The organism is Hyalangium versicolor, from assembly GCF_020103695.1.
Taxonomy (GTDB): Bacteria; Myxococcota; Myxococcia; order Myxococcales; family Myxococcaceae; genus Hyalangium; species Hyalangium versicolor.
Map to the genome: position 1 here is coordinate 409,471 of NZ_JAHXBF010000004.1, position 19,610 is coordinate 429,080.

A 19,610-nucleotide genomic window follows, 5' to 3' on the forward strand; every position below is an offset into this window, starting at 1 on the left:
GCGGGCGGCTCAGCGGCACTGCGGCTGGGCTGAGGCTCCGCCGCTGCTGGCCAGCAGGCTGAGGAACTCGGTCACCTGGGGCTCCTGGCCTCGCTCCCAGAGCGAGGCTTCGGCCCAACACTGCACCCAACTCACGCCCCAGTCCTCAGGCAGCGCGCTGCACTGAGCCCGGCGCGCGGAGCCTCGGGCGACGCTCTCCTTCTGCACCGCCGTGAACACCGAGGGCGCCACCTGCCGGATGAAGAGGTCCGCGTAGGCCACCGTGGGCGGAACCTCCAGCGGATCCGGCATGAGCCCGCCGGGGCTGAAGCCCACGTGCTCCTGGTCCTCGAAGCTCAGCTCTCCGGCCTGCTCCGGCGTGGGGGCAGAGCCCGGCGAGCTCGACTGCAGCGAGAAGCGGTAGGGCGACGACCAGCGGTGGGTGAGCACGGAGTACCGGAAGTCGTCGTACACCTCCTCGGTCAGCGTCTCGGGGATGCTGCCCAGGTACTGGCGGGCGTCGTCGCGCTCGCGGAGGCGGGCGTCGCGCCTGTCGGACAGCTCCCGCGCCTCATCACAGGGAGACTTCTTGTCGGTGCAGCCGGCGCAGGAGGCTTCGTGCGAGCGCTTGGACTGCTCGCAGGCCTGCTCCCTGTCTCGCCTCGCCGCCTCGACATCCCGGAGGTTGTGCTCGGCGATATCGAGGCGCTCCCGTGCCGCCCTGAACTCGGGGTTGTGGACCTGCCGCGTGCCGCTGACGTAGCGCAGGCTGCGCACGTCCTCGGTGATGCGCTCCACGGTGCGCTGGATGAGCGCGCTCACGCGAATCTCGAGCGGATCCGGCTGGCCGGGGGCGATACCCCCTTCCGCGCACCGCGCCGCGGGGGCCAGGTTTCCAGCCACGCTCTGGCACATGCGGGTGAGCTGATCGGCAATGGAGGGCGGCATCTTCCCGTCGACGCGCACGCCCACGGGAATGGCGCTCTGGCTCAGGAAGCCCTGGCGGGCCTGATCCGCGCGCGAACCCGCATCCGAGGAGGGCGCAAGGCACTGCGCCGCGGACAACAGCACGCTGGCGGCCCCCGCGGAGCCCGGCCCCTGCGCGGTGGCAGCGAGCTGCCCGAAGCGGGAGGAGAGCTGGTTGGCGCGGTCTGCGACGAGCGACTGGAAGCTGGGAACGGGGAGCTGCGCGCTTCGGGACTGGAGGCAAGCGAGTCCGGCCGACGCCGTGGTGAGCGAGCCATCCGCCTTCCACTTGGAGCAATACTCAATGTGGACTTGGCTGCCCTTCGCCAGCATCGAGTTGACCTCGGGGTGGTCCGGGATGAGCTCGCGGGCCGCCAGGAGCGGCGGGAGGCACTGGTCCAGGTCGCCTGCATCGCAGGCCGGGCGCGCGGTCACGATGGCCTGGTCCGTCGCCTTCTGCGCGAAGATGGGGGCTCGGCTACAGGCCTTCTCATCATCGGGAGAAGCGGCACAGGCGGAGCGGTAGGCATGGGCCGCGGCCATGAAGTCACCGCGGATGGCGGCGTCCTCGGCGCGGGACATGGCCTCGCGGTAGGCGGTGTTGCAGCCGGTCAACGCGAGCAGTGAGAGCAGCGGGGAGAGACGCGAGAGCTGGAATCGGGAGCGCATTCGGGCAATGGAGCGGGAGCGAGAGGGTCGGGGCAGGGACGAGCAAGCAGGCAGCTTATTCACCCCTGAGACCCAGGGACGCCGGGCATCCTATCGCCATCGCGCCTGGATCAGCGAGAGGGGGCCGGCTGCGCCGTGCCGCCACCCTCTGCCGGGCGAGCCGCCTGCGCCCGCTCCAGGTGGGGACCGAGCTGGCCCACGGCCATGAGCCCCAGCATCCGGAAGTCGGAGATCAAGGACCACAGTGGGTACTTGAAGGTAGCGGGCCGGTTCTTCTCGATGCCGAAGTGGCCGATCCACGCCAGGCCATAGGCGACGACGGGGAAGCCGAACACCCACAGCCCCCGGCCCAGGACGATGGCGGTGATGGCAATCCCCAGCCCTACAGTGGTGCCCACGAAGTGCAGCCAGCGCGTCGCGGGCCGCGAGTGTTCGCGGAGATAGAACGGCCAGAACTCGGCATAGGTGCGGATGCGCTCGGACATGGAGTAGGTATCATCGCAAATGGCAGACTGGACCCCCAAGCCCAACCTGTCGGTGGACCTCAAGCGCCTGACACTCAGCGCGGAGGAGGGGTTCGTTCTCTCGCGGCTGGATGGACATACCTCCATCCGCCAACTGCCCGCACTCACAGGGATTCCTCCTGAACGCCTGCAGGGCATCCTCTCCCGGCTCGTGGAGCAGGGCGCCCTGCAACCCTCCCCTGAGGCTCCGAGAGCTCCGGCCCGCGCCGCGCCTCCCGCGCCCCGAGCCCCCGTCCCGGAAGTCTCCGAGCCCCCCACGCTGGAGGCGCTCCCGGAGGAGCCCCAAGCCGGAGATGCCCCCTCCGAGTCTTCCGCATCCGAGGCCTCGGACTCCGAGAAGTCCGGATCCGCCGAGGAGGATGAGCCCGCCGAGGCGCTGGGCAACTATCGGCAGATCTTCGAGACGCGACTGCACCCGCTCACCGAGGACGAGCGCGCCGCTCGGGCCCACGGCGCGGCGGATCCGGAGCTGTCCGCCTTCTGTTTCGATCCGGTGCCCGCCGTCATCAAGGCCGTGATGGAGAACCCTCGCACGGGCCTGGCACACGCGCGGCTCATCGTCCGCCACCACCGCAACCCGACGGGGCTCGAGGCGGTATGCGCGCACGCGGCCTTCGCGGCGGACGGAGGCGTGCGCCGCTGGTTGGTGCGCAATCCGCAGCTGCCCTCGGGGCTGTTCCGCCGCCTGTGGAGCAGCCGCCGGCTGATGGAGCTGCACAAGCTATCGATCGATCGAGACATCCCAGAAGGCACGCGGCGCACGGCCCGAGAGCTGCTGCGCCAGCGCTTCGGCTCCGGCCCGGCAGAGGAGAAAGCGGAGCTGATCCTCAACACGGAGGGCCGCTCGCTGGTGGCGCTGTCAGGGCTGCCGGTGGATGGGAAGACGGCGTCGATCCTCTGTGGCCGCACCTACCGCTCCCCGCTGCTCATCCAGAACATCGCCCGTTGGAGCGCGGCACCACCCGCCCTGGTGGCCCACCTGCTCAAGCAGGAGGCGGTGCGGCGGCAGCCCCAGCTCCGGATGCTGCTGCAGCGCCACCCCAACGCCCCCGCGGACGCGCGCCGCGGGGAGCACTGAGGCACATCGGCGTGCTAAAGCCTGGGGCATGACGCGAACCCGGAAGATGCTGCCCCTGTTGAGCGCCGCGGTGCTGGGCATCGCCGCGCTGTCCTGGGCGGGAGAGCCCGCTGCCGCCCCTCGCTACCGAGTGCCAACGAAGGAGGCCCCGCGCTACCAGATTGCCAATGGCAAGGGCTCGGCCACGCTGCTGCTCAATGCCTCCACGGGCGCCTCGGCGGCCTCCATGACGCTGCTGGAGCTGAACCAGGGTGCCGCCGTCCCCGAGCACGTGCACGAGTCGAGCGCGGAGATCCTCTATGTCGAGGAAGGCGCCGCGGAGATGACGGTGGACGGCAAGAAGCTCCGGGTGGAGAAAGGGGACGCGGTGTACATCCCCGCGGGAGCGAAGCACTCGGCACAGGTGGTCTCCCAGGAGTCGTTCCGCGCGGTGCAGGTCTACGCGGGACCCGGGCCCGAGCAGCGCTTCAGCCAGGGTCCACGCCTGGACAAGAAGGACGGGAAGTAGGCGTCCGCCTCAGTCCCAATCGAGGGGCGCGAAGCACTCGCCACACTGGCGCTGGGCAAGATCCACCCACTCCAGCGCCTCATGCAGCACGGCGTCCGTGGGGCCACCGTGGATATCCAGCACGGCGTAGAGCAGACCGAAACGGTTGGCGACGGCCAGCCGGGCGCCGCCCGGATCCGCTCCGAACGCCTGGGCCAACTCCTGGGAGACACGGCCCTCCGAGTCGCCGAGCGCTCCAGGAGGGAGCGCCTCGCCTGGCCGGCCCGGACGCACCACGGAGTAGACCTCGATCTCCTCCCGCTGCCAGCCCGGAGCGCGGGCCTGCAAAGAGCGGTGGAGCGCATGGCAGATGTCACAGCCCGGGTGAAGCAGGGCCACCAGCATGTCGCGCCGCTGCCAGGCATCCAGGGTGCCGCGCGACGGCCCGCCCGGCACCGGGAGCTGGAACAAGGGAACCTCGGTTCGCTCCTGCATCCTCGTACCTCCTGGACTGAGGAGATAACACGCGAGTTCAGGCGAAGCTGCGAGCAAGGCTGCCCAGCGTGGACATGGCGGCCTCGATGCGAGGAGACCATGGGTGGCCGCAGTTCAGGCGGATGAAGTGGGAATAGTGCTGCCCTTGCGCGGAGAAGATGGGTCCGGGCGCGATGCTGATCCCCACCTCCAGCGCCCGCGTCTGGAGCGTCAGCGCGTCCACCTGGGAGGGCAGCTCCACCCAGAGCAGCAGGCCTCCGGTCGGACGCGTCACACGAGTGCCTTCGGGGAAGTGCTCGACGATGGCCTCGGTCATTCGCGCCACCTGCGTGGCGACCCGGCGCCGCAGCGCGCGGAGGTGCCGGTCATACCCGCCGCCCTGGAGGAAGCGCGCGATGGCGAGCTGGGGCAGTGTGGTCGTGGCACACGTTTGAGCGAACTTGAGCAGCTCCACGCGCTCGCGGTAGCGGCCAGGCGCCACCCACCCCACGCGATAGCCCGGCGCCAGGCTCTTGGAGAAGGAGCCGCACAGCAACACGTTCCCCTCGGTGTCGAACGCCTTGCACGGCCGCGGGCGCTCCTCGCCGAAGTAGAGGTCGCCGTAGATGTCATCCTCGATGAGGGCGATGTCTCGCTCGGCCAACATGCGCACGAGGCGCTGGCGGTTCTCCTCGGGCATGCAGCTGCCGAGCGGGTTGCTGAAGCTGGGCACCACCAGCACGGCGGCCACGCGCCGCTTGTTGAGCACCGCCTCCAGTGCCTCGAGCTCCATGCCATGCCGTGGGTGGCTGGGAATCTCCACGGCTTTCAGCCCCAGCGCCTCGATGGCTCGCAAGGTGCCGTAGTAGGCGGGGGACTCGACGGCGATGGTGTCCCCGGTCCGTGCCACGGCCACGAGACACAGGTGGATGGCCTCCGAGCCGCCAATGGTGGTGATGAAGTCTTCAGCGCCCAGCGCGCACCCCCACTCCAAGGCGCGGCGAGCCAGCTGCCTGCGCAGCTCCGGGCTGCCGGGAGGCATGTCGTAGGCCATCCCCTTGGCTCCCTCCTTGCGAGCCAGTGCCGCCAGCTCGCGGTTGAGGCGCTGGATGGGCAGCAGCTCCAGTGAGGGTGCCGCCGTGCCGAGCTGGACCATGCGCGGATCATTCGCGGCGCGGTACATGCGCGCCACCATGGCGCTGACGCTCACGGGGCTGGCGGTCGTCACGAGGCGGGACATCTGCGGCTCGGCGGGCAGGGGCCGCTCGCGCCGCCGCACGTAGTGGCCGGACTGAGGCCGCGTCTCGACGAGCCCCATGGACTCCAGGTGGAGGTATGCCTGGAGCACCGTCGAGATGCTCACCCGCTCGCGCGTGCTGAGCTCTCGGACGGAGGGCAGCCGCTCACCCGGCCGGAGCGTCCCCGCTGAGATGGCGTCGCCGAGCCGCTCGGCTACCTGTTCGTACAGCTTCGCCCTGTGCGCTGTGTCCATCGTGCGTGCCTTCCCCTGGGCCCTTGTGAATAGCGATGGGCGCTCACGCTGCCCAGGTACAGCCGGTCTCCAACTCGACCAGCACAGTTTCCACTCTAACAACTGTATTGGTCACAATTCCAATCAGCTGAATCTGTTCTTGTTTTCGAGCAGAGCGCATCGTTGGCCGGACTGGAGGTAACGATGATGGGGCTTCTGCTCGACTCGGGATGGCTCCGCGGCGCGGCGGCGAAGTGGCTGCCAGCGCAGTGCGTGGATGTGCATGGCGCGGTATCGCTGGCGCCCGGCTCGCTCTGGAAACACCGGGCTCACGCGGGTGAGCATGTCCTCACCTGCCACGCGGGCCAGGTGTGGCTCACGCGGGAAGGGGATGCCACGGATCACATCCTGCGGGCGGGCGAATCGCTGCGCATGGAGAAACCGGGGCTGGTGGTGGTGCAGGCGCTGCGGCCAGCGCACTTCGAGCTGTCGCGAGACACCGAGCCCGGGCCTCGGCTGGGAGAGGGACTTCTGCTGGGATTGATCGCCGTGACGGCGTTCAGCCTCACGCTTCCGGCAACCCGGGTGGCAGTGCCGGAACTGGGGGCCACGCTGGTCGGGTTGGGACGGGCTTTGGTGGCGGCCCTGCTGGCGGGAGTGCTGCTCGCCGTGCGGGGTGAACGGCTCCCGGAGCGTCGCTATTGGCCGCGCCTGGCGCTGGTGGCGGGAGGAGTGGTGGTGGGCTTTCCGCTGTTCTCGGCGTTGGCGATGCGCGCCATGCCAGCGGCGCACGGTGCTGTGCTGGTAGGCATCATGCCGGGTGCCACGGCGGTGGCGGCCGTGCTGCGCGCGCGGGAACGGCCCTCCGGAGCCTTCTGGCTCGCCTCAGCTCTGGGAGTGGTGTGCGTGCTGGCCTTCGCAACCACCCGAGGAGCGGGACGGCTGACAGCGGGAGATGGGCTGGTGCTGCTCGCGGTGGCGGCGGGAGCGCTGGGTTATGCGGAGGGCGGAGCGCTGGCGCGAGAGCTGGGCAGTTGGCGAGTCATCTGCTGGGCGCTGGTCATGGCGGCTCCCGTGCTTGCCCCGGTGGTGGCGATCTCGGTGGGAGGGCACGTACCCGAGGCCAGTGCTCGGGCGTGGTTAGGTTTCGGCTATGTCTCGCTGGTGAGCATGTTCCTGGGTTTCCTGGCCTGGTACCGGGCCATGGCGCTCGGAGGTGTCGCGCGGGTGAGCCAGCTCCAGTTGCTCCAGCCGCTCCTCACACTGCTCTGGTCCGTGCTGCTGCTCGGGGAAACGGTGGGCCGGGGAACAATCGGCGCCGCGCTGCTCGTGGTGCTGTGCGTACTCGCGGGGGTGCGAAGCCGCGTGCGCCTGATGCCTGTTCGCGGCAAGTGACGTGTCAGGGTGGGCTGGCAAGTCCCAACCTCTGTGGTAGGATGCACTCGCTCGTGAGCAAGTGAGTGGTACCAACACGGAGGAAGGGAAAGATGGCAGCGACGATGAGTGGGGATTTGGTGCTGCAGCTGCTCCAGGAATTCCGGGAGCACCAGCAAGACTACAAGCACTTCAAGTCCCAGCTGCTGGAGTTCAGACAGGACTTCGTGACGTCCCAGCAGATCCTGAGAGCGCGCATGGACGTCATGCAGCACACCCACATGGAGATCCTTGCGACCTCCAAGAATATCCTGAGGGCGCTCCAGAAGACGACGAGGGAAGAGGAGAATTAGCCGCCGACACGGGCCGCTCCTCAGTGGAGGAGCTGGTACACCTGCTCGAGCATCGCAGCGCTGAGCAACCCGCCATAGGTGCCCAGCACGTAACCCAGCACCGCCAGCAGCACACCCACCGGCGCCAGCGCGGGATGGAAGGCCGCCGCCACCACGGAGGCGGAGGCCGTCCCGCCCACGTTCGCCTGAGAGCCCACCGCCGCGAAGAAGATGGGCGCTCTCAACAGCCGCCGTACGCCCAGCGTCACCGCTGCGTGGAAGGCCATCCACAGCATGCCCACAGCCACCAACGCGGGGGCATCGAGCAAGCGACGGAACTCGGCCTGCGCTCCAATCGTGGCCACCAATAGATAGAGGAACACCGAGCCCAGGCGACTGGCTCCCGCGCCTTCGAGCCTCCGCGCCGGGGTGAACGAGAGCACCACGCCCACCGTCGTCACCAACAGCACCACCCACGTGAAGCCCGTCACCATGCTGCCCAGGTTCGGCAGCTTCGATGCGAGCACCGTGCACCCCACCGTCGTCCCCAGGGCGATGGCCAGCATCCACAGCAGATCCGCCAGGCTGGTGGTCCGTGCCGTCTCGGCCTGCAAGCGCTCCACTTCGCCTCGCACGGCATCCAACGTGCGCCGGTCCGCTCCCAGCTTTGCGTCCATCTGATGCTCCCGGTTCGCGAAGGACAGCAGGACCGCCGTCCAGATGTTGGAGACGCCCACGTCCACCACCACCATCATGCTCAGGGTGCTGTTGTGGGCTCCCACGCTCTGGCCAATGGCCACGAAGTTCGCGCTGCCGCCAATCCACGAGCCGCTCAGCGCCGCCAGTCCCTTCCAGGCCTGGTCTCCCAATTCCGGCGGCACCAGCCAGCCCAGCGCGAGGTACGCCAGCGGTCCTCCCAGGACGATGCCCACCGCCCCCGCCAGGAAGAGCACCACCGCGTTGCGCCCGAGCCGCGCAATCGTCGGCAGATCCACCGACAGCACCAACAGCACCAAGCTGGACGGCAACAGGTACACCCGGACGAAACGATACAGCTCGGACTCGAGAGGGATGATGCCCACGTTCGAGAGCAGCGTGGGCACGAAGTAGATGAAGACGAGCAGCGGCACCACGCGGAAGAACCGCTGCAACACCGGGTGCCGGTCGGCGAGGAACAGCAACCCCACCACGCCCAGCAACACGGCCAATACCGACATCGGATCCTGGATGAGTGCCGGACTCACGCGCCCGTCACCGGCTCCACGCCGAGCCCCGGCCCCTCCCCGAGCTGGATCCGCCCCTGCACCACGGGGTGTCCCCGGTACGGATCCGCGGAGATGAGCAGGTTGCCGTCCAGATCCAACCAGTCCGCCAGCGGCCCCAGGTGCGCCGCCGCCGCGATGCCCACCGACGTCTCCACCATGCAGCCGATCATCACCTTGAGCCCACAGGCCCGGGCCACGTCGATGATGCGCAGCGTCTCGTGGATGCCCCCAGCCTTCTGCAGCTTCACGTTGATGCCGTGGAAGCCTTCGGCCAGACGCGGCACGTCCGAGGCGCGAATCAGCGACTCGTCCGCCACCAGCGGCAGCGGCGAGCGGGCTCGCAACCACTTCGCGCCCTCCACGTCCGCCGCGGGCAGGGGCTGCTCCACCAACTCCACCCCCTGCGTGGCCAGCCACTCGATGTGCTGGAGCGCCTCCTCGGGACGCCAGGCCTCGTTGGCGTCCACCCGGATGACCTTGGGAGTCACGGCCCGCACCGCACCAAAGACTTCGCGCACGCGATCGGCGCCGAGCTTCACCTTGAGCACGGGGTACGGCTCGGCCTCGCGCACCTTGCGCGCGAGCGTCTCGGGTTCGTCGATTCCAATGGAGAAGGAGGTGATGGGCATGCGCGCCGGGTCGATCCCGAACAGCCGGTGCAGCGGCGCTCCGAGCGCCTTGCCCGCAAGGTCATGCACCGCGATGTCCAGCGCCGCCTTCGCCGCGCCGTTGCCCGGAAGGGCCTCCTGCACCGCCTCCGAGGCATCCCGATACCACCGCAGATCGCCGCTGAGCGCTGATTCCAACGTCCGCAGGGCCTCCAGCACCGTCTCCGCGGACTCCTGGTAGCGCACGTTGGGCGCGGCCTCTCCGAGCCCCACATGTTCACCGGAGCGCAGTTCGACGATGACGTTGCGCTTCGAGGTGCTGGTGCCTCGAGCGATGGTCCAGGCGTGGCGCAGGGGCAGCTCGACGACGCGAGAAGTCAGGGAAGGGGGCATGGGTGGCAGGGCTCTCCGGGTCGCCTGGCCCTCTAGCACGACTTTCCCTCGCTACGGACACGGCCCCGCCAATTCGGGATACTCCCCACCCTGTCCGTACCCCAGGACTCAGAGGAGAATCCGCGCATGGACTTCCATTTCGCCGACGAGGTGAGACGCCAACTGGAGGAGGCCCTCCAGAAGCGGGGCCGCGTCAACATCGTCGTCGCCGGCCGCAGCGGTGTGGGCAAGAGCACGCTCGTCAACGCCGTCTTCCAGGGAGACCTCGCCGAGACGGGCCAGGGCCGCCCCGTCACCCAGAGTGCACGCGAGTATTCGAAGGAGGGGCTGCCGCTCACCATCCTCGACACGCGGGGCCTGGAGATGGAGCAGTACGCCGAGACCACCCGCCAGCTCGAGAACGAGGTCCGCGCGCGCTCGATGGATCCCGATGCGAAACGGCACCTGCACGTAGCCTGGGTGTGCATCTCCGAGGACTCGCGCCGCGTCGAGCAGGGCGAGTCCGCCATCGCGGAGATGCTCTCGCGCTACATGCCGGTCGTCGTCGTCATCACCAAGTCCCGCTCGGACCGAGGCTTTCGCGAGGAGGTCCTCCGGCTCATCCCCTCGGCCCGCAACGCCATGCGCGTCCGGGCACTGCGCGAGGAGGATGACGAGGGCCATGTCCTCGAGCCGCGGGGGCTCAAGGAGCTCGTCGACGTAACGATGGAGCTCGTCCCGGAGGCGCAGCGAAACGCCTTCGCCGCGGCACAAAAGGTGAGCGTCGAACAGAAGAAGAACCGAGCGCACTTAGCGGTAGGGAGCGCCGCCACACTGGCCGCCGCCGTCGGCGCATCCCCTATCCCCTTCTCCGATGCGGCGCTCATCGTCCCTGTCCAGATCGGCATGCTGGCGACCATCAGCACCATCTTCGGCCTTCCGCTGAGCCAGGCGTTCCTCACCACCTTGATCAGCTCGGCGGGCGGAGGGCTCGCGGCGACGCTCGCGGGGCAGACCATCGTGTCCGGCCTGCTCAAGATGCTCCCGGGAGTGGGCACCGTCGCGGGAGCAGCCATCTCCGCCACCACTGCGGCCACCATCACCACGATCTTCGGCGAGGGCTACATCACCGTGCTCTCGAAGCTCTTCATGCGCAACCCAGGCGTCCTCCCCTCCGAGGAGGAGATCGCCAGCGCCTTCCGAGAGGAACTGCACGGACGGAAGTCGGCCGCCTGAGCCCGCTCGTGGTCAGGATAATCCAGGCTCCCTTTCTCTCCCGCTCGGCCTATGCGCTCCCTGCCTCTCTGCCTCACCTTGATTGCACTGGGTTGCAGCCACGCCGCTGGCACGGCTGCCACCGCCCGCCCCCGCAACAACGAGGAGCTGCGCACACTGCTCGCCGAACTGGTCGCGGTGGACACCTCCAATCCTCCTGGCAACGAGACGGCTGCTGCACAGGTGGCCGCTCGGTGGCTCCGAGAGGCTGGCATCGACGCGGAGATCCTCGAGCCTGCTCCCGGGCGCGGGAACCTGCTGGCCCGATTGAAGGGCTCCGGCAGCGGGCGGCCGCTCCTCGTCCTGGCGCACCTGGACACCGTCCCCGTGAAGCGCGAGGAGTGGACCACCGATCCGTGGAAGCTCACCGAGCGCGATGGCTTCCTCTATGGACGCGGCGTGCAGGACAACAAGGGCATGGCGGCTGCCAGTGTCCTGGCGCTGCGGCGACTCCAGCGTGAAGGCCACAAGCTCTCGCGCGACATCGTCCTGTACCTCGGCGCGGATGAAGAGGTGGGTTCCGGCTTCGGGCTGGAGTGGATGCTGGAGAACCGTCCGGAGCTTCGCGAGGCCGAATTCGCTCTCAACGAGGGAGGCCTCACCGAGCTGTCCGCGGACAGGAGCCGTGTGCAATTCGTAGCGCTCCAGGCCGCCGAGCGCGTCTCTCGGAATGTCGTGCTCAAGGCCACCGGCCCTGGAGGCCACTCGTCCGCGCCCCCTGCGGACCCCAACCCGCTGGTACGAGTGTCCGCGGCGGTGGCTCGCATCGGAGCGCTCACGTTCCCGGCCCGGCTGACTCCCGCCGCCCGCCTGCACATCCAGGGCCGAGCGCCGAGGACTCCCGGTGAGCTGGGCACAGCTCTCCAACGCATCGCCGCGTCACCCGATGCTCCCCCACAGGATGCCGTGGACACCGTGGCCCGGCTCGATCCGGCACTGGCCGCCGTCATGCGCTCCACGTGCGTGCCCACTGTCTTCCAGGCAGGCACTCGCCCCAACGTCATTCCCGCCACCGCCGAGGCCACCATCAACTGCCGGTTGCTCCCGGACGAGGACGCCCAGGCGCTCCATGCCCGGCTCGTCGCCGCGGTGGCGGACCCGTCCATCGAGGTCCAAATGAACACGAACCCGCCGGACTCACCCATGTCGCCCGTGGGAGACAACGCGATGTTCCGAGCCGCCAAGACCGCCGCCACCAAGATCTGGCCGGGCGTCCCCGTCATCCCCCGCCAGTCCACCGGCACCACCGAGTCCGCCATGCTGCGCCGGGCCGGCATCCACGCCTACGGAATCGATCTCTTCGCTCTCACCCCCGAGGATGCACGCACCGCGCACGCCCCCAACGAGCGCGTCCCGGTCGCCTCGCTCCAGCCTGGCGCCGAGTTCGTCTACCTGCTGCTCCGGGAGCTGGCGCGTTAGCCCCCTCCGGGCCCGGCCTCAGCCAACCTGTATGCTTGTCAGACAGGTTCGGTTCACGTCCGCCGCCCGCAGGGCACTTCCTTCAGACCCGGCCTCTCCGTCCGGGGCCGCCGCCGCTCGCAGGCGCACTGCACCCACGAGGCTTTCATGCTTTCCTCCACCCCCGTGAACGTTCGCTCGTTGCTTCTCCCCATGCTCCTCGTAGCCTCGGCTCTGGTGGCCTGCGCGGGGACTCGATCTTCTCAAGGTCCGGATTCTGCCGAGGAGGAACCCGTGGCACGGCTGTGGCGGCTCAGCGCGGAAACCCATGACTTCGAGCCCTTCTCCCGCGAGGGCACCCAGCTCGCAGGGGATGGCGCACTCGAACTGGACCCCGTGGCTCTAACCAGCACCGAGCCCTTCCCCGCCGGCAAGGAGGGAGGCCCCGCTCCCGTCACCAGCTACCGCTTCGGCAAGGCCGTCCTTGCCGAGCATTCCCTCCCCGCCGGCTTCGACAGCGCCGTGCCCTCATTGGAGGCGCTCACGCCTCCAGGAACCTGGGTCCGGGCGACGCTCGCCGCGCGCGTGGAGGGCACGTGGACCCAGGACTATGACTTCGGCCCCTGGGCCAGCGACACGAGCACCGTGTCCCGGCGCAGCGTGAATGGCCAGGCGGATGCGCTGGGTGACGTCTCCACCGACACGCTCGTCCTCAAGAAGCGCGCGGACTCCGTGCGCGTGACGGTGTGGCTCTACTCCGCCCAATCCGGCGTCACCCCTCGCGTACGGGCCCTCTCCCTGGCCCTGAGCGACGGCACACGCACTCCCGCGGACGGGCCATCGGAGCGGCTCGCCTGGGGCACCGTGCTGGACGTGCCCGGCCGCTCACAGATGATCTACCCGGGAGGTGGACCCGTGTGGTGCTCGCCCACGTCCACCACCATGCTGCTCGGCTACTGGGCCCAGAAGCTGGGCCGCCCGGAGCTCGTGGAGGCCGTGCCCACCGCCGCCGCCAACACCTACGACGAAGTCTACGCAGGCACCGGCAACTGGAGCTTCAACGTCGCCTACGCTGCCTCCCAGGGCGGTGGTGCCCTCCATGGTCTGGTGGCGCGGCTCGACTCCTTCAACCAGGTGGAGCGCCTCATCGCCGCTGGCATCCCCGTCAGCATCAGCATCGCCTATCAGGAGGGAGAGCTCTCCGGAGGCGCCTCCCGCAGATCGGACGGGCACCTCATCGTCGTGAAAGGCTTCTCGCCCCAGGGAGATGTGGTGGTCAACGACCCCGCCTTCTCCGCGGATGACAAGGTCGAGACCACCTACAAGCGCGACGAACTCTGGCGAGCCTGGCGCCACTCCGCGGGCGCCGTGTACCTGCTCTGGCCCACGGGCACCTCGCTGCCCGAGGGCGCCGTGAACACCGTGCCCTGAGGCCCGGCCGTCAGGTCACCGTGAGGATCTCCGCGCCCTGCTCGGTGACGACCAGGGTGTGCTCGAACTGGGCGCTGCGGCTGCCGTCCGCCGTGACGGCCGTCCACCCATCGTCCCACGAGCGGTGCTGCCAGTGCCCCAGGTTGATCATCGGCTCGACGGTGAACGTCATCCCCGGCTTCATGATCGTGTTGGCGTCCGCCTCGTAGTAGTGGGGGATCTGCAGCGAGGTGTGGAACCGCTCGCCAATCCCGTGGCCGCAGTAGGCCCGCACCACGCTCATTCCATTCTTCGCGGCGTGCTGCTCGATGGCCCGGCCGATGTCGCTGATGGGCCGGCCCGGCTTCACCGCCGCGATGCCCAACTCCAGGCACTCCCTCGTCACCCGCACCAGCCGCTCGGACTCCGGATCCACCTTGCCCACGAAGAACGTCGCCGAGCAGTCCCCGTGCACGCCCTCCAGGAAGATGGTGATGTCCAGGTTGACGATGTCTCCGTCCTCCAGCGCGCGGCTGTCCGGGATGCCATGGCAGATGACCTCGTTGACCGAGGTGCACAGCGACTTGGGGTAGCCGTGGTAGTTCAGCGTGCTCGGGTAGCCGCCCAGCTGGATGTAAGCCTCGTGGGCAATCACATCCAGTTCATCCGTGGTGATTCCCGGCCGTACGGCGGCACCTGTGATTTCCAACACCTTCGCGGCGGCCTTGCCCGCGCGGCGCATCCGCTCGATGACCTCCGCGCTCTGCACATCCGGCAGCGTCGGCGAGCGGGTCGGCCGCCCGGTCTCAGCGTAGTCGGGACGACGGATGTGCGCGGGGACGCTCCGGCGAGGGCTGACGATGCCGGGGCGGACGCCTCGCCGTTGGGTCTCCGGGCCCTTCTTGCGGGCCTCGACGGCGTCCGCGCCGCGGTGGCACTTCTTGTACTTGGAGCCGCTGCCGCACCAGCAGGGATCATTGGGCCCTGGGAGCACTGCGGGAGCCTGGCGCGCAAATTGGGTCGTCATCGCACCCGTCTATAACCCGTAGACGCACCGCAGCGCACGGCTCTTGCTCGGGGAGCGTACTGGAACACAGAAGCCCCCCTGCTCGCTCCCCCGCTGGCTCAGCGAACCACCAGCCCGCTGCACGTCAGACAGTACCGCGTCTCGGGGACGGCTCGCAGGCGGTGGCGCCCGATGGCTCCTCCACACCGCGCACACCTGCCGAAGTCGCCTCCCTGGATCCGCGCCAGCGCATCGTCGATGTCGCGCAGCTCCCGGTGGTCGCCCTCCGACAGTGCAAACACCGGCTCCTGCGAGGGGCCCTGTGCACCTCGTGCCCACAGACGGCTCCGCCGTTGCATCAGCGCTTCTCGCGCCTCCTGCTCCCAGACATCCATGCTGACCTCCGCGTTGCCCCGAACCCCTCCACCCTGCTCTCGGAAGGCCCTTTCAGGAAACGTGCCTCCCCCCTGAACCGGGGAGAGGCACGGGAGGTGGACCGCGGCGACGCAGGCTTTGCGCGCCTTTTGCCGCTCGCTGCACCGGGTGCGCAGAAGCCCGTGGCCTCCCGCGTCAAGGCGCCTTGGGCGCCTCCGGCTTCGCCTTCTTGCGCTCCTCGGCCAGCTTCTGGGCCCGCTCCTGCACCGCGTTGAGCGTGTCCAACACCCCGTCCTTCTGACCGAAACTCGCCAGCCATCCCGGGAGCGAGCCCGCCGGATCCACGCTGAACTTGTAGACGATGTGCGTGGAGCCCTCGCCCTTCGGGGAGATCTCCCAGGTGCCCTCGTTGTGTTTGATCCGGACGATGTCCTTGCGCTCGGGCAGCGCTCCCTCCACCGCCTTCCAGCGCTGCACGTACTCCCCCGTGCCGTCCTCGGCGAGCTTCTTCTCGTCCGTCACCAGGATGGTGTAGTCCCGATCATCCACCACCGGCAGCTTCAACCGCGCGTACGCCACGCGCGAGCCGTCCGGGTTGGTGGACACAATTCGGGACTCCTTCACGTACGGCATCCACAGCCGGAACGAGCCCGAGTCCATCAGCGCCGTCTGCACATCGATGGCGCTGGCCGCCACGTCCTTCTCCGCCCAGATCTCCTTGCCCTGGCCTCCGGCGCGGGGACGGACCTTGATGACGGCCTTCTTGCTCTCGACCGTCTCCCACTCCTCGGCGGCCTGCGCCATGCCCGCCGCCATCAGCAGGGCCACGGCTCCGCACCACCACACCCGCTTCACCTCGAACATGCTCGTCTCCTTCGAATCAGGGGCACGCCACGTTCTCCCTGCCCGGCCAGCCGGAGTGTGCGCACGCCAACGGAGCTTAACCGCAAGGCCGGACACGGCGGCAGGACTCGCCGCCGGGAGTGATGGCCGGTGGAGGATTGGCTCGCGAGAGACAGTCTCGTCGCTCGACATTTGAGCAGGGGCAGGGCAGGAAGCGGCCCATGAGTGGCTACCTCGCAGCCCCCCCGCCCGAGCGCGGCATCTTCTGCAATCGCACCCTCAACATGCGGGCCATCAAGGCCATCGGGTACGACATGGACTACACCCTGGTCCACTACCAGGTGGAGGCCTGGGAGCGTCGTGCCTACGAGCACATCCGTGAGCGGCTGGTGGAGCAGGGCTGGCCCGTGGGTCACCTCTCGTTCGATCCGGTGCTGGCCATCCGCGGCCTCATCATCGACACCGAGAAGGGCAACCTGCTCAAGGCCAACCGCTTCGGCTTCGTGAAGAAGGCGCTGCACGGCACGCGCCCCATGGACTTCGAGGCCCAGCGCACCGAGTACACCCGCACCATCGTCGACCTGGCCGAGAAGCGGTGGATGTTCCTCAACACGCTCTTCTCGCTCTCGGAGGCGTGCATCTACGCGCAGTTGGTGGACCTGTTGGATGCGGGCGAGCTGCCCGGCCCCATGGGCTACGTGGACCTGTACGCCGTGGTCCGCCGCACCCTGGATGCCGCGCACATGGCCGGCAAGCTCAAGGCGGAGATCATCGCCAATCCCGAGCGCTACCTGCTGCCGGACCCCGAGACGGCCCTGGCGCTGCTGGATCAACGCAGCGCCGGCAAGAAGCTGCTGCTCATCACCAACAGCGAGTGGGCCTACACCCTGCCCATCATGCACGCGGCGTTTGACCCCTACCTGCCCAAGGGCATGACGTGGCGGCAGCTGTTCGACGTGGTCATCGTCAGCGCGCGCAAGCCCGAGTTCTTCACCACGCGTTCGCCCCTGTTCGAGGTGGTGGAGACCCAGAGCGAGGCCCTGCTCCGGCCCCATGCGGGAGGGCCGCTCAAGGCAGGCATGCCCTACTTCGGAGGCAGCGCGCTGGAGCTGGAGCGCCACCTGGGCATGAGCGGAGATGAGATCCTCTATGTGGGCGACCACATGTTCGGCGACGTGCACGTGACGAAGAACGTGCTGCGCTGGCGCACCGCGCTCATCCTCCGCGAGCTGGAGGACGAGGTCCGCGCCATTGCCTCCTTCCGCTCCACCGAAGCGCGGCTGGCCGAGAAGATGGTCCTCAAGGAGCGCCTGGAGGCCGAGTCCTGTCATGTGCGGCTGGAGCTGCAACGGCGCCGGCTCCAGTACGGCCCCCGCTCGGAGGTGCCGGAGGACCAGTTGCTGGCGCGGGGAATCGCCCTGCGCGCGGAGCTGGAGGCGCTGGACGCGGAGCTGGGGCCCATGGCTCGCGCGGCCAGTGAGCTGTCCAACCCCCACTGGGGGCTGCTCACGCGCGCCGGCAACGACAAGAGCCACCTGGCACGGCAGGTGGAGCGCTACGCGGACATCTATACGTCACGCGTCTCCAACTTCCTGTTCGTCACGCCCTTCGTGTACCTGCGCAGCCCTCGCGGCAGCCTGCCGCACGATCCGAACGTCCCAGGCGGCACGCCGGTGTTCCCCTCCACGGACGCCACCAGCGGCTCCAATCCGTGAGGCCGGGGGGGGCGGTGAGCGCCCATTTGGCTCGGGTGCCCCCTCCCCCTCCAACCAGGCGTTCTCGCTTGGCTTACATCCGCCCACCTATACAAGCATTCAGAATCCTTCGAAGATCTCCCAGGTAGGGCGGTAGGGCGAGCCACCGGGCTGGGGCTGATCCGGGTGGCTGATCCAGGCGATGTCAGACGTCCCCAGTATGAGTTGTTCCCGTGAGCCACTCGAACACAGAGAGCGCGACGCAGGTCCTCGAGCAGCGCAACCTCCTGGGCGGAACCGACCTGGTTCCCATCCTCGGCGGTGGCAAGCGCAAGCGCGCCCGGAAGTTCCATGTCGCCTCGGACAAGCCCATCGGCTTCGCCAAGGCGCTGGCGCTCGTGGTGGAGCACGGCCGACAGAAGGCCAAGGAGCACGGCGTCACGAAGATGAGCCGCTGCCCCCGCTGCGACCACGTCGGCCCCACGGCGAAGGACTTCGGCTTCCGCGTCATCCGCGGTGAGCGCCGTCCCCAGTCCTGGTGCCGGGGTTGCCGCTCGCAGAACCTGCCGCCCGCCAACCCCTCGGCTCCGCTCAAGTGGTCCAAGGGCGCCGAGCCCGTGCCCGCTTCCACGGCTCACGGGACGGAGGACTCGGCCGACGGCTGGCTCTTCCCGCCCGAGTCGCTGCGCGCCCGCCCCCGGAACAAGGGCGGTAAGGGCTCGCGCTGAAGCTGCTCTCTCGTCTGCCCACCACGGGCCCGTACCGGGGCCCTTGGCTCGTTCCCCGCAGGGGGTTGGAAAAGCCGTGGCGTCGTCCCTACCTCTATCGAAGGAGGGCACCATGGCCGTGCGGACGAAACTGGCAGGAATCAAGAACAGACGACGGGTGGACGCGCGCTCGGCGCAGCCCAGCCAGCAGGCCAGCAAGGGGCGCAAGACGTTGCCCCGAGACGAGGCTGCGGCGCTGCGCAGGGAGAAGGCGCTCGACCGCGTGACGCTGGGTCCCGCCGCCGAGATCCACGAGCCCAAGAGTCATCGCCGCAAGACGGGGCTCCAGGGCCGCAAGAAGGCGCCCAGCCAGATGCGCGTGAAGCGCGCGGGGGGCCCGGCCAAGAGGCTGCCCATCCACGGAGGCTAGAGAGGTCTGCTGTCCCCCAGCGCTCGAGGCTGGTGTCATGCGCTCGCGAAGCTTGCGGCGCATGGCTCCGGCCTCGAGTCTTTGCGGGCTCACGCGAGGCGCCAGCGGCGCAGGTGCTCGAAGATGTAATACGAGAGCAGCACCAGTCCGGTGAAGGCCGCGGTGATGGCGAGCAGTTCCGGGTGGTCCCCCGGCCCGCGCAGGTGCGCGAGGATGGACGCGAAGAGGGGCCGGGGCTCCGTCAGCACGTCCCAGCTGTTCCACCGCTCCACCCGGCCCAGGTAGATGCCGTAGCCGCTCAGCACGGACACCAGCGCCACGCCGGCCCAGGAGCCCGCGCGCCCCACGTGCTCCTCCAGCAACTGCTTCCACACCTCCAACGAGAGCAGCCCCAGCAGCCACGCCGTGGCGGCGAAGACGGCCAGCAGCGCCACGTCGTACCAGAGCGGAATGCCCTGCCGGGGCCGCAGGTGGATGAAGTCCGTCAGCAAGTAGGGCGCGTTGGGGAAGACGAGCAGCCATGCCCCGGCCAGCGGTGCCAGGAGCCACCACCGGGCGCCTCGGGAATGGAGGAGGCTCGCCAGCAGCGCCAGGCCATAGGGCACGCACGCGAGGAAGAGGTTCCACAGCAGCCAGCGGTAGAGGGACTGCTGGCTCCAGTCGAGCCGGACCTTGAGCATGCCCACGCACACGGCGGTGCTCAGCAGCGCGGGGAGGAGTGCGTGGCAGCGCAAGAGGCGGAAGAAGGAAGAGTGCATGGCGGAGGCGTGGTTGCAGACCCGCACGCCGTGGCCAGACAGCCACGATGCTTGGGCCCTGGTGGAAAGTCTTCACGGGCTTGTGGCTTCAGAGCCCGCACCCTTCGCAAGGAGC

Annotated in this window: 20 protein-coding genes; 10 read left to right on the forward strand and 10 right to left on the reverse strand. The window is 68.9% G+C overall.

All coding sequences use genetic code 11. The annotated features are described in order from the left end of the window. Positions 1–9 precede the first annotated feature (9 nt). Positions 10–1,614 (reverse strand): hypothetical protein, encoded by a 1,605-nt coding sequence (locus KY501_RS10950; protein WP_224362798.1) that lies wholly within the window; start codon positions 1,612–1,614, stop codon positions 10–12. Between the two features lie 110 nt (positions 1,615–1,724). Further along, the gene (locus KY501_RS10955) at positions 1,725–2,099 is read right to left on the reverse strand and encodes an Mpo1-like protein (RefSeq protein ID WP_224362799.1); all 375 of its coding nucleotides are present in this window, start codon (positions 2,097–2,099) and stop codon (positions 1,725–1,727) included. Positions 2,100–2,118: 19 nt separating this feature from the next. On the opposite strand from KY501_RS10955, the gene KY501_RS10960 reads away from it, so the two are divergent. Together KY501_RS10960 and KY501_RS10965 are read left to right on the forward strand one after the other, a co-directional pair. Continuing rightward, positions 2,119–3,216 carry a hypothetical protein gene (locus KY501_RS10960; protein WP_224362800.1) on the forward strand — a complete coding sequence of 366 codons (1,098 nt, stop codon included), beginning with the start codon at positions 2,119–2,121 and terminating at the stop codon, positions 3,214–3,216. A 28-nt stretch (positions 3,217–3,244) separates the two neighbouring features. Further along, on the forward strand, positions 3,245–3,724 hold the full coding sequence (locus KY501_RS10965; RefSeq protein ID WP_224362801.1) for a cupin domain-containing protein: 480 nt from the start codon (positions 3,245–3,247) through the stop codon (positions 3,722–3,724). Positions 3,725–3,733: 9 nt separating this feature from the next. On the opposite strand, the gene KY501_RS10970 is transcribed toward KY501_RS10965, so the two are convergent. Next, a complete protein-coding gene (locus KY501_RS10970) occupies positions 3,734–4,198 on the reverse strand; it encodes a hypothetical protein (protein ID WP_224362802.1) in 465 nt (154 codons plus the stop codon). 37 nt (positions 4,199–4,235) lie between these two features. Then, the gene (locus KY501_RS10975; protein ID WP_224362803.1) at positions 4,236–5,669 is read right to left on the reverse strand and encodes an aminotransferase-like domain-containing protein; all 1,434 of its coding nucleotides are present in this window, start codon (positions 5,667–5,669) and stop codon (positions 4,236–4,238) included. A 183-nt stretch (positions 5,670–5,852) separates the two neighbouring features. On the opposite strand from KY501_RS10975, the gene KY501_RS10980 reads away from it, so the two are divergent. Both KY501_RS10980 and KY501_RS10985 read left to right on the forward strand, forming a co-directional pair. Beyond that, entirely contained in the window at positions 5,853–7,043 is a 1,191-nt protein-coding gene (locus KY501_RS10980) for an EamA family transporter (protein WP_224362804.1), read from the forward strand. Positions 7,044–7,135: 92 nt separating this feature from the next. Beyond that, positions 7,136–7,375, forward strand: coding sequence for a hypothetical protein (locus tag KY501_RS10985; RefSeq protein ID WP_224362805.1), 240 nt, complete (start codon positions 7,136–7,138; stop codon positions 7,373–7,375). A gap of 20 nt (positions 7,376–7,395) precedes the next feature. On the opposite strand, the gene KY501_RS10990 is transcribed toward KY501_RS10985, so the two are convergent. After that, positions 7,396–8,598 carry a DUF819 family protein gene (locus KY501_RS10990; RefSeq protein WP_224362806.1) on the reverse strand — a complete coding sequence of 401 codons (1,203 nt, stop codon included), beginning with the start codon at positions 8,596–8,598 and terminating at the stop codon, positions 7,396–7,398. Then, positions 8,595–9,620: a dipeptide epimerase gene (locus tag KY501_RS10995; protein ID WP_224362807.1), complete on the reverse strand. Its 1,026-nt coding sequence runs from the start codon at positions 9,618–9,620 to the stop codon at positions 8,595–8,597. Before KY501_RS10995 ends, KY501_RS10990 begins: the two co-directional genes overlap by 4 nt. Before the next feature lie 126 nt (positions 9,621–9,746). Between KY501_RS10995 and KY501_RS11000 the strand changes: the two genes are divergently transcribed. The 3 genes from KY501_RS11000 (at position 9,747) to KY501_RS11010 (ending at position 13,703) form a co-directional block, all read left to right on the forward strand. Further along, positions 9,747–10,835 (forward strand): YcjF family protein, encoded by a 1,089-nt coding sequence (locus KY501_RS11000; RefSeq protein WP_224362808.1) that lies wholly within the window; start codon positions 9,747–9,749, stop codon positions 10,833–10,835. Positions 10,836–10,886: 51 nt separating this feature from the next. After that, positions 10,887–12,293, forward strand: a complete 1,407-nt coding sequence (locus tag KY501_RS11005) for a M20/M25/M40 family metallo-hydrolase (RefSeq protein WP_224362809.1) — start codon at positions 10,887–10,889, stop codon at positions 12,291–12,293. A gap of 273 nt (positions 12,294–12,566) precedes the next feature. After that, the gene (locus KY501_RS11010; RefSeq protein ID WP_224362810.1) at positions 12,567–13,703 is read left to right on the forward strand and encodes a C39 family peptidase; all 1,137 of its coding nucleotides are present in this window, start codon (positions 12,567–12,569) and stop codon (positions 13,701–13,703) included. A gap of 10 nt (positions 13,704–13,713) precedes the next feature. On the opposite strand, the gene map is transcribed toward KY501_RS11010, so the two are convergent. The 3 genes from map to KY501_RS11025 all read right to left on the reverse strand — a co-directional run bounded on the left by map (position 13,714) and on the right by KY501_RS11025 (position 15,927). Then, positions 13,714–14,709 carry a type I methionyl aminopeptidase gene (gene map, locus KY501_RS11015; RefSeq protein WP_224362811.1) on the reverse strand — a complete coding sequence of 332 codons (996 nt, stop codon included), beginning with the start codon at positions 14,707–14,709 and terminating at the stop codon, positions 13,714–13,716. A gap of 98 nt (positions 14,710–14,807) precedes the next feature. Next, a complete protein-coding gene (locus KY501_RS11020) occupies positions 14,808–15,083 on the reverse strand; it encodes a TraR/DksA family transcriptional regulator (RefSeq protein ID WP_224362812.1) in 276 nt (91 codons plus the stop codon). Positions 15,084–15,258: 175 nt separating this feature from the next. Continuing rightward, positions 15,259–15,927, reverse strand: a complete 669-nt coding sequence (locus KY501_RS11025) for an START domain-containing protein (RefSeq protein ID WP_224362813.1) — start codon at positions 15,925–15,927, stop codon at positions 15,259–15,261. Positions 15,928–16,127: 200 nt separating this feature from the next. On the opposite strand from KY501_RS11025, the gene KY501_RS11030 reads away from it, so the two are divergent. The 3 genes from KY501_RS11030 to KY501_RS11040 all read left to right on the forward strand — a co-directional run bounded on the left by KY501_RS11030 (position 16,128) and on the right by KY501_RS11040 (position 18,737). After that, positions 16,128–17,621, forward strand: a complete 1,494-nt coding sequence (locus KY501_RS11030) for an HAD-IG family 5'-nucleotidase (RefSeq protein ID WP_224362814.1) — start codon at positions 16,128–16,130, stop codon at positions 17,619–17,621. Positions 17,622–17,833: 212 nt separating this feature from the next. Next, positions 17,834–18,328 carry a hypothetical protein gene (locus tag KY501_RS11035; protein ID WP_224362815.1) on the forward strand — a complete coding sequence of 165 codons (495 nt, stop codon included), beginning with the start codon at positions 17,834–17,836 and terminating at the stop codon, positions 18,326–18,328. A 112-nt stretch (positions 18,329–18,440) separates the two neighbouring features. After that, positions 18,441–18,737, forward strand: a complete 297-nt coding sequence (locus KY501_RS11040) for a hypothetical protein (protein ID WP_224362816.1) — start codon at positions 18,441–18,443, stop codon at positions 18,735–18,737. An 89-nt stretch (positions 18,738–18,826) separates the two neighbouring features. On the opposite strand, the gene KY501_RS11045 is transcribed toward KY501_RS11040, so the two are convergent. After that, a complete protein-coding gene (locus tag KY501_RS11045; RefSeq protein WP_224362817.1) occupies positions 18,827–19,495 on the reverse strand; it encodes a DUF1361 domain-containing protein in 669 nt (222 codons plus the stop codon). Positions 19,496–19,610: the final 115 nt, after the last annotated feature.

Excerpts from the sequence above, each read along its gene's own strand:
- KY501_RS10950 (WP_224362798.1), bottom strand. The coding sequence starts at position 1,614 with ATGCGCTCCCGATTCCAGCTCTCGCGTCTCTCCCCGCTGCTCTCACTG.
- KY501_RS10955 (WP_224362799.1), bottom strand. The coding sequence starts at position 2,099 with ATGTCCGAGCGCATCCGCACCTATGCCGAGTTCTGGCCGTTCTATCTC.
- KY501_RS10960 (WP_224362800.1), top strand. The coding sequence starts at position 2,119 with ATGGCAGACTGGACCCCCAAGCCCAACCTGTCGGTGGACCTCAAGCGC.
- KY501_RS10965 (WP_224362801.1), top strand. The coding sequence starts at position 3,245 with ATGACGCGAACCCGGAAGATGCTGCCCCTGTTGAGCGCCGCGGTGCTG.
- KY501_RS10970 (WP_224362802.1), bottom strand. The coding sequence starts at position 4,198 with ATGCAGGAGCGAACCGAGGTTCCCTTGTTCCAGCTCCCGGTGCCGGGC.
- KY501_RS10975 (WP_224362803.1), bottom strand. The coding sequence starts at position 5,669 with ATGGACACAGCGCACAGGGCGAAGCTGTACGAACAGGTAGCCGAGCGG.
- KY501_RS10980 (WP_224362804.1), top strand. The coding sequence starts at position 5,853 with ATGATGGGGCTTCTGCTCGACTCGGGATGGCTCCGCGGCGCGGCGGCG.
- KY501_RS10985 (WP_224362805.1), top strand. The coding sequence starts at position 7,136 with ATGGCAGCGACGATGAGTGGGGATTTGGTGCTGCAGCTGCTCCAGGAA.
- KY501_RS10995 (WP_224362807.1), bottom strand. The coding sequence starts at position 9,620 with ATGCCCCCTTCCCTGACTTCTCGCGTCGTCGAGCTGCCCCTGCGCCAC.
- KY501_RS11000 (WP_224362808.1), top strand. The coding sequence starts at position 9,747 with ATGGACTTCCATTTCGCCGACGAGGTGAGACGCCAACTGGAGGAGGCC.
- KY501_RS11005 (WP_224362809.1), top strand. The coding sequence starts at position 10,887 with ATGCGCTCCCTGCCTCTCTGCCTCACCTTGATTGCACTGGGTTGCAGC.
- map (WP_224362811.1), bottom strand. The coding sequence starts at position 14,709 with ATGACGACCCAATTTGCGCGCCAGGCTCCCGCAGTGCTCCCAGGGCCC.
- KY501_RS11020 (WP_224362812.1), bottom strand. The coding sequence starts at position 15,083 with ATGGATGTCTGGGAGCAGGAGGCGCGAGAAGCGCTGATGCAACGGCGG.
- KY501_RS11025 (WP_224362813.1), bottom strand. The coding sequence starts at position 15,927 with ATGTTCGAGGTGAAGCGGGTGTGGTGGTGCGGAGCCGTGGCCCTGCTG.
- KY501_RS11030 (WP_224362814.1), top strand. The coding sequence starts at position 16,128 with ATGAGTGGCTACCTCGCAGCCCCCCCGCCCGAGCGCGGCATCTTCTGC.
- KY501_RS11040 (WP_224362816.1), top strand. The coding sequence starts at position 18,441 with ATGGCCGTGCGGACGAAACTGGCAGGAATCAAGAACAGACGACGGGTG.
- KY501_RS11045 (WP_224362817.1), bottom strand. The coding sequence starts at position 19,495 with ATGCACTCTTCCTTCTTCCGCCTCTTGCGCTGCCACGCACTCCTCCCC.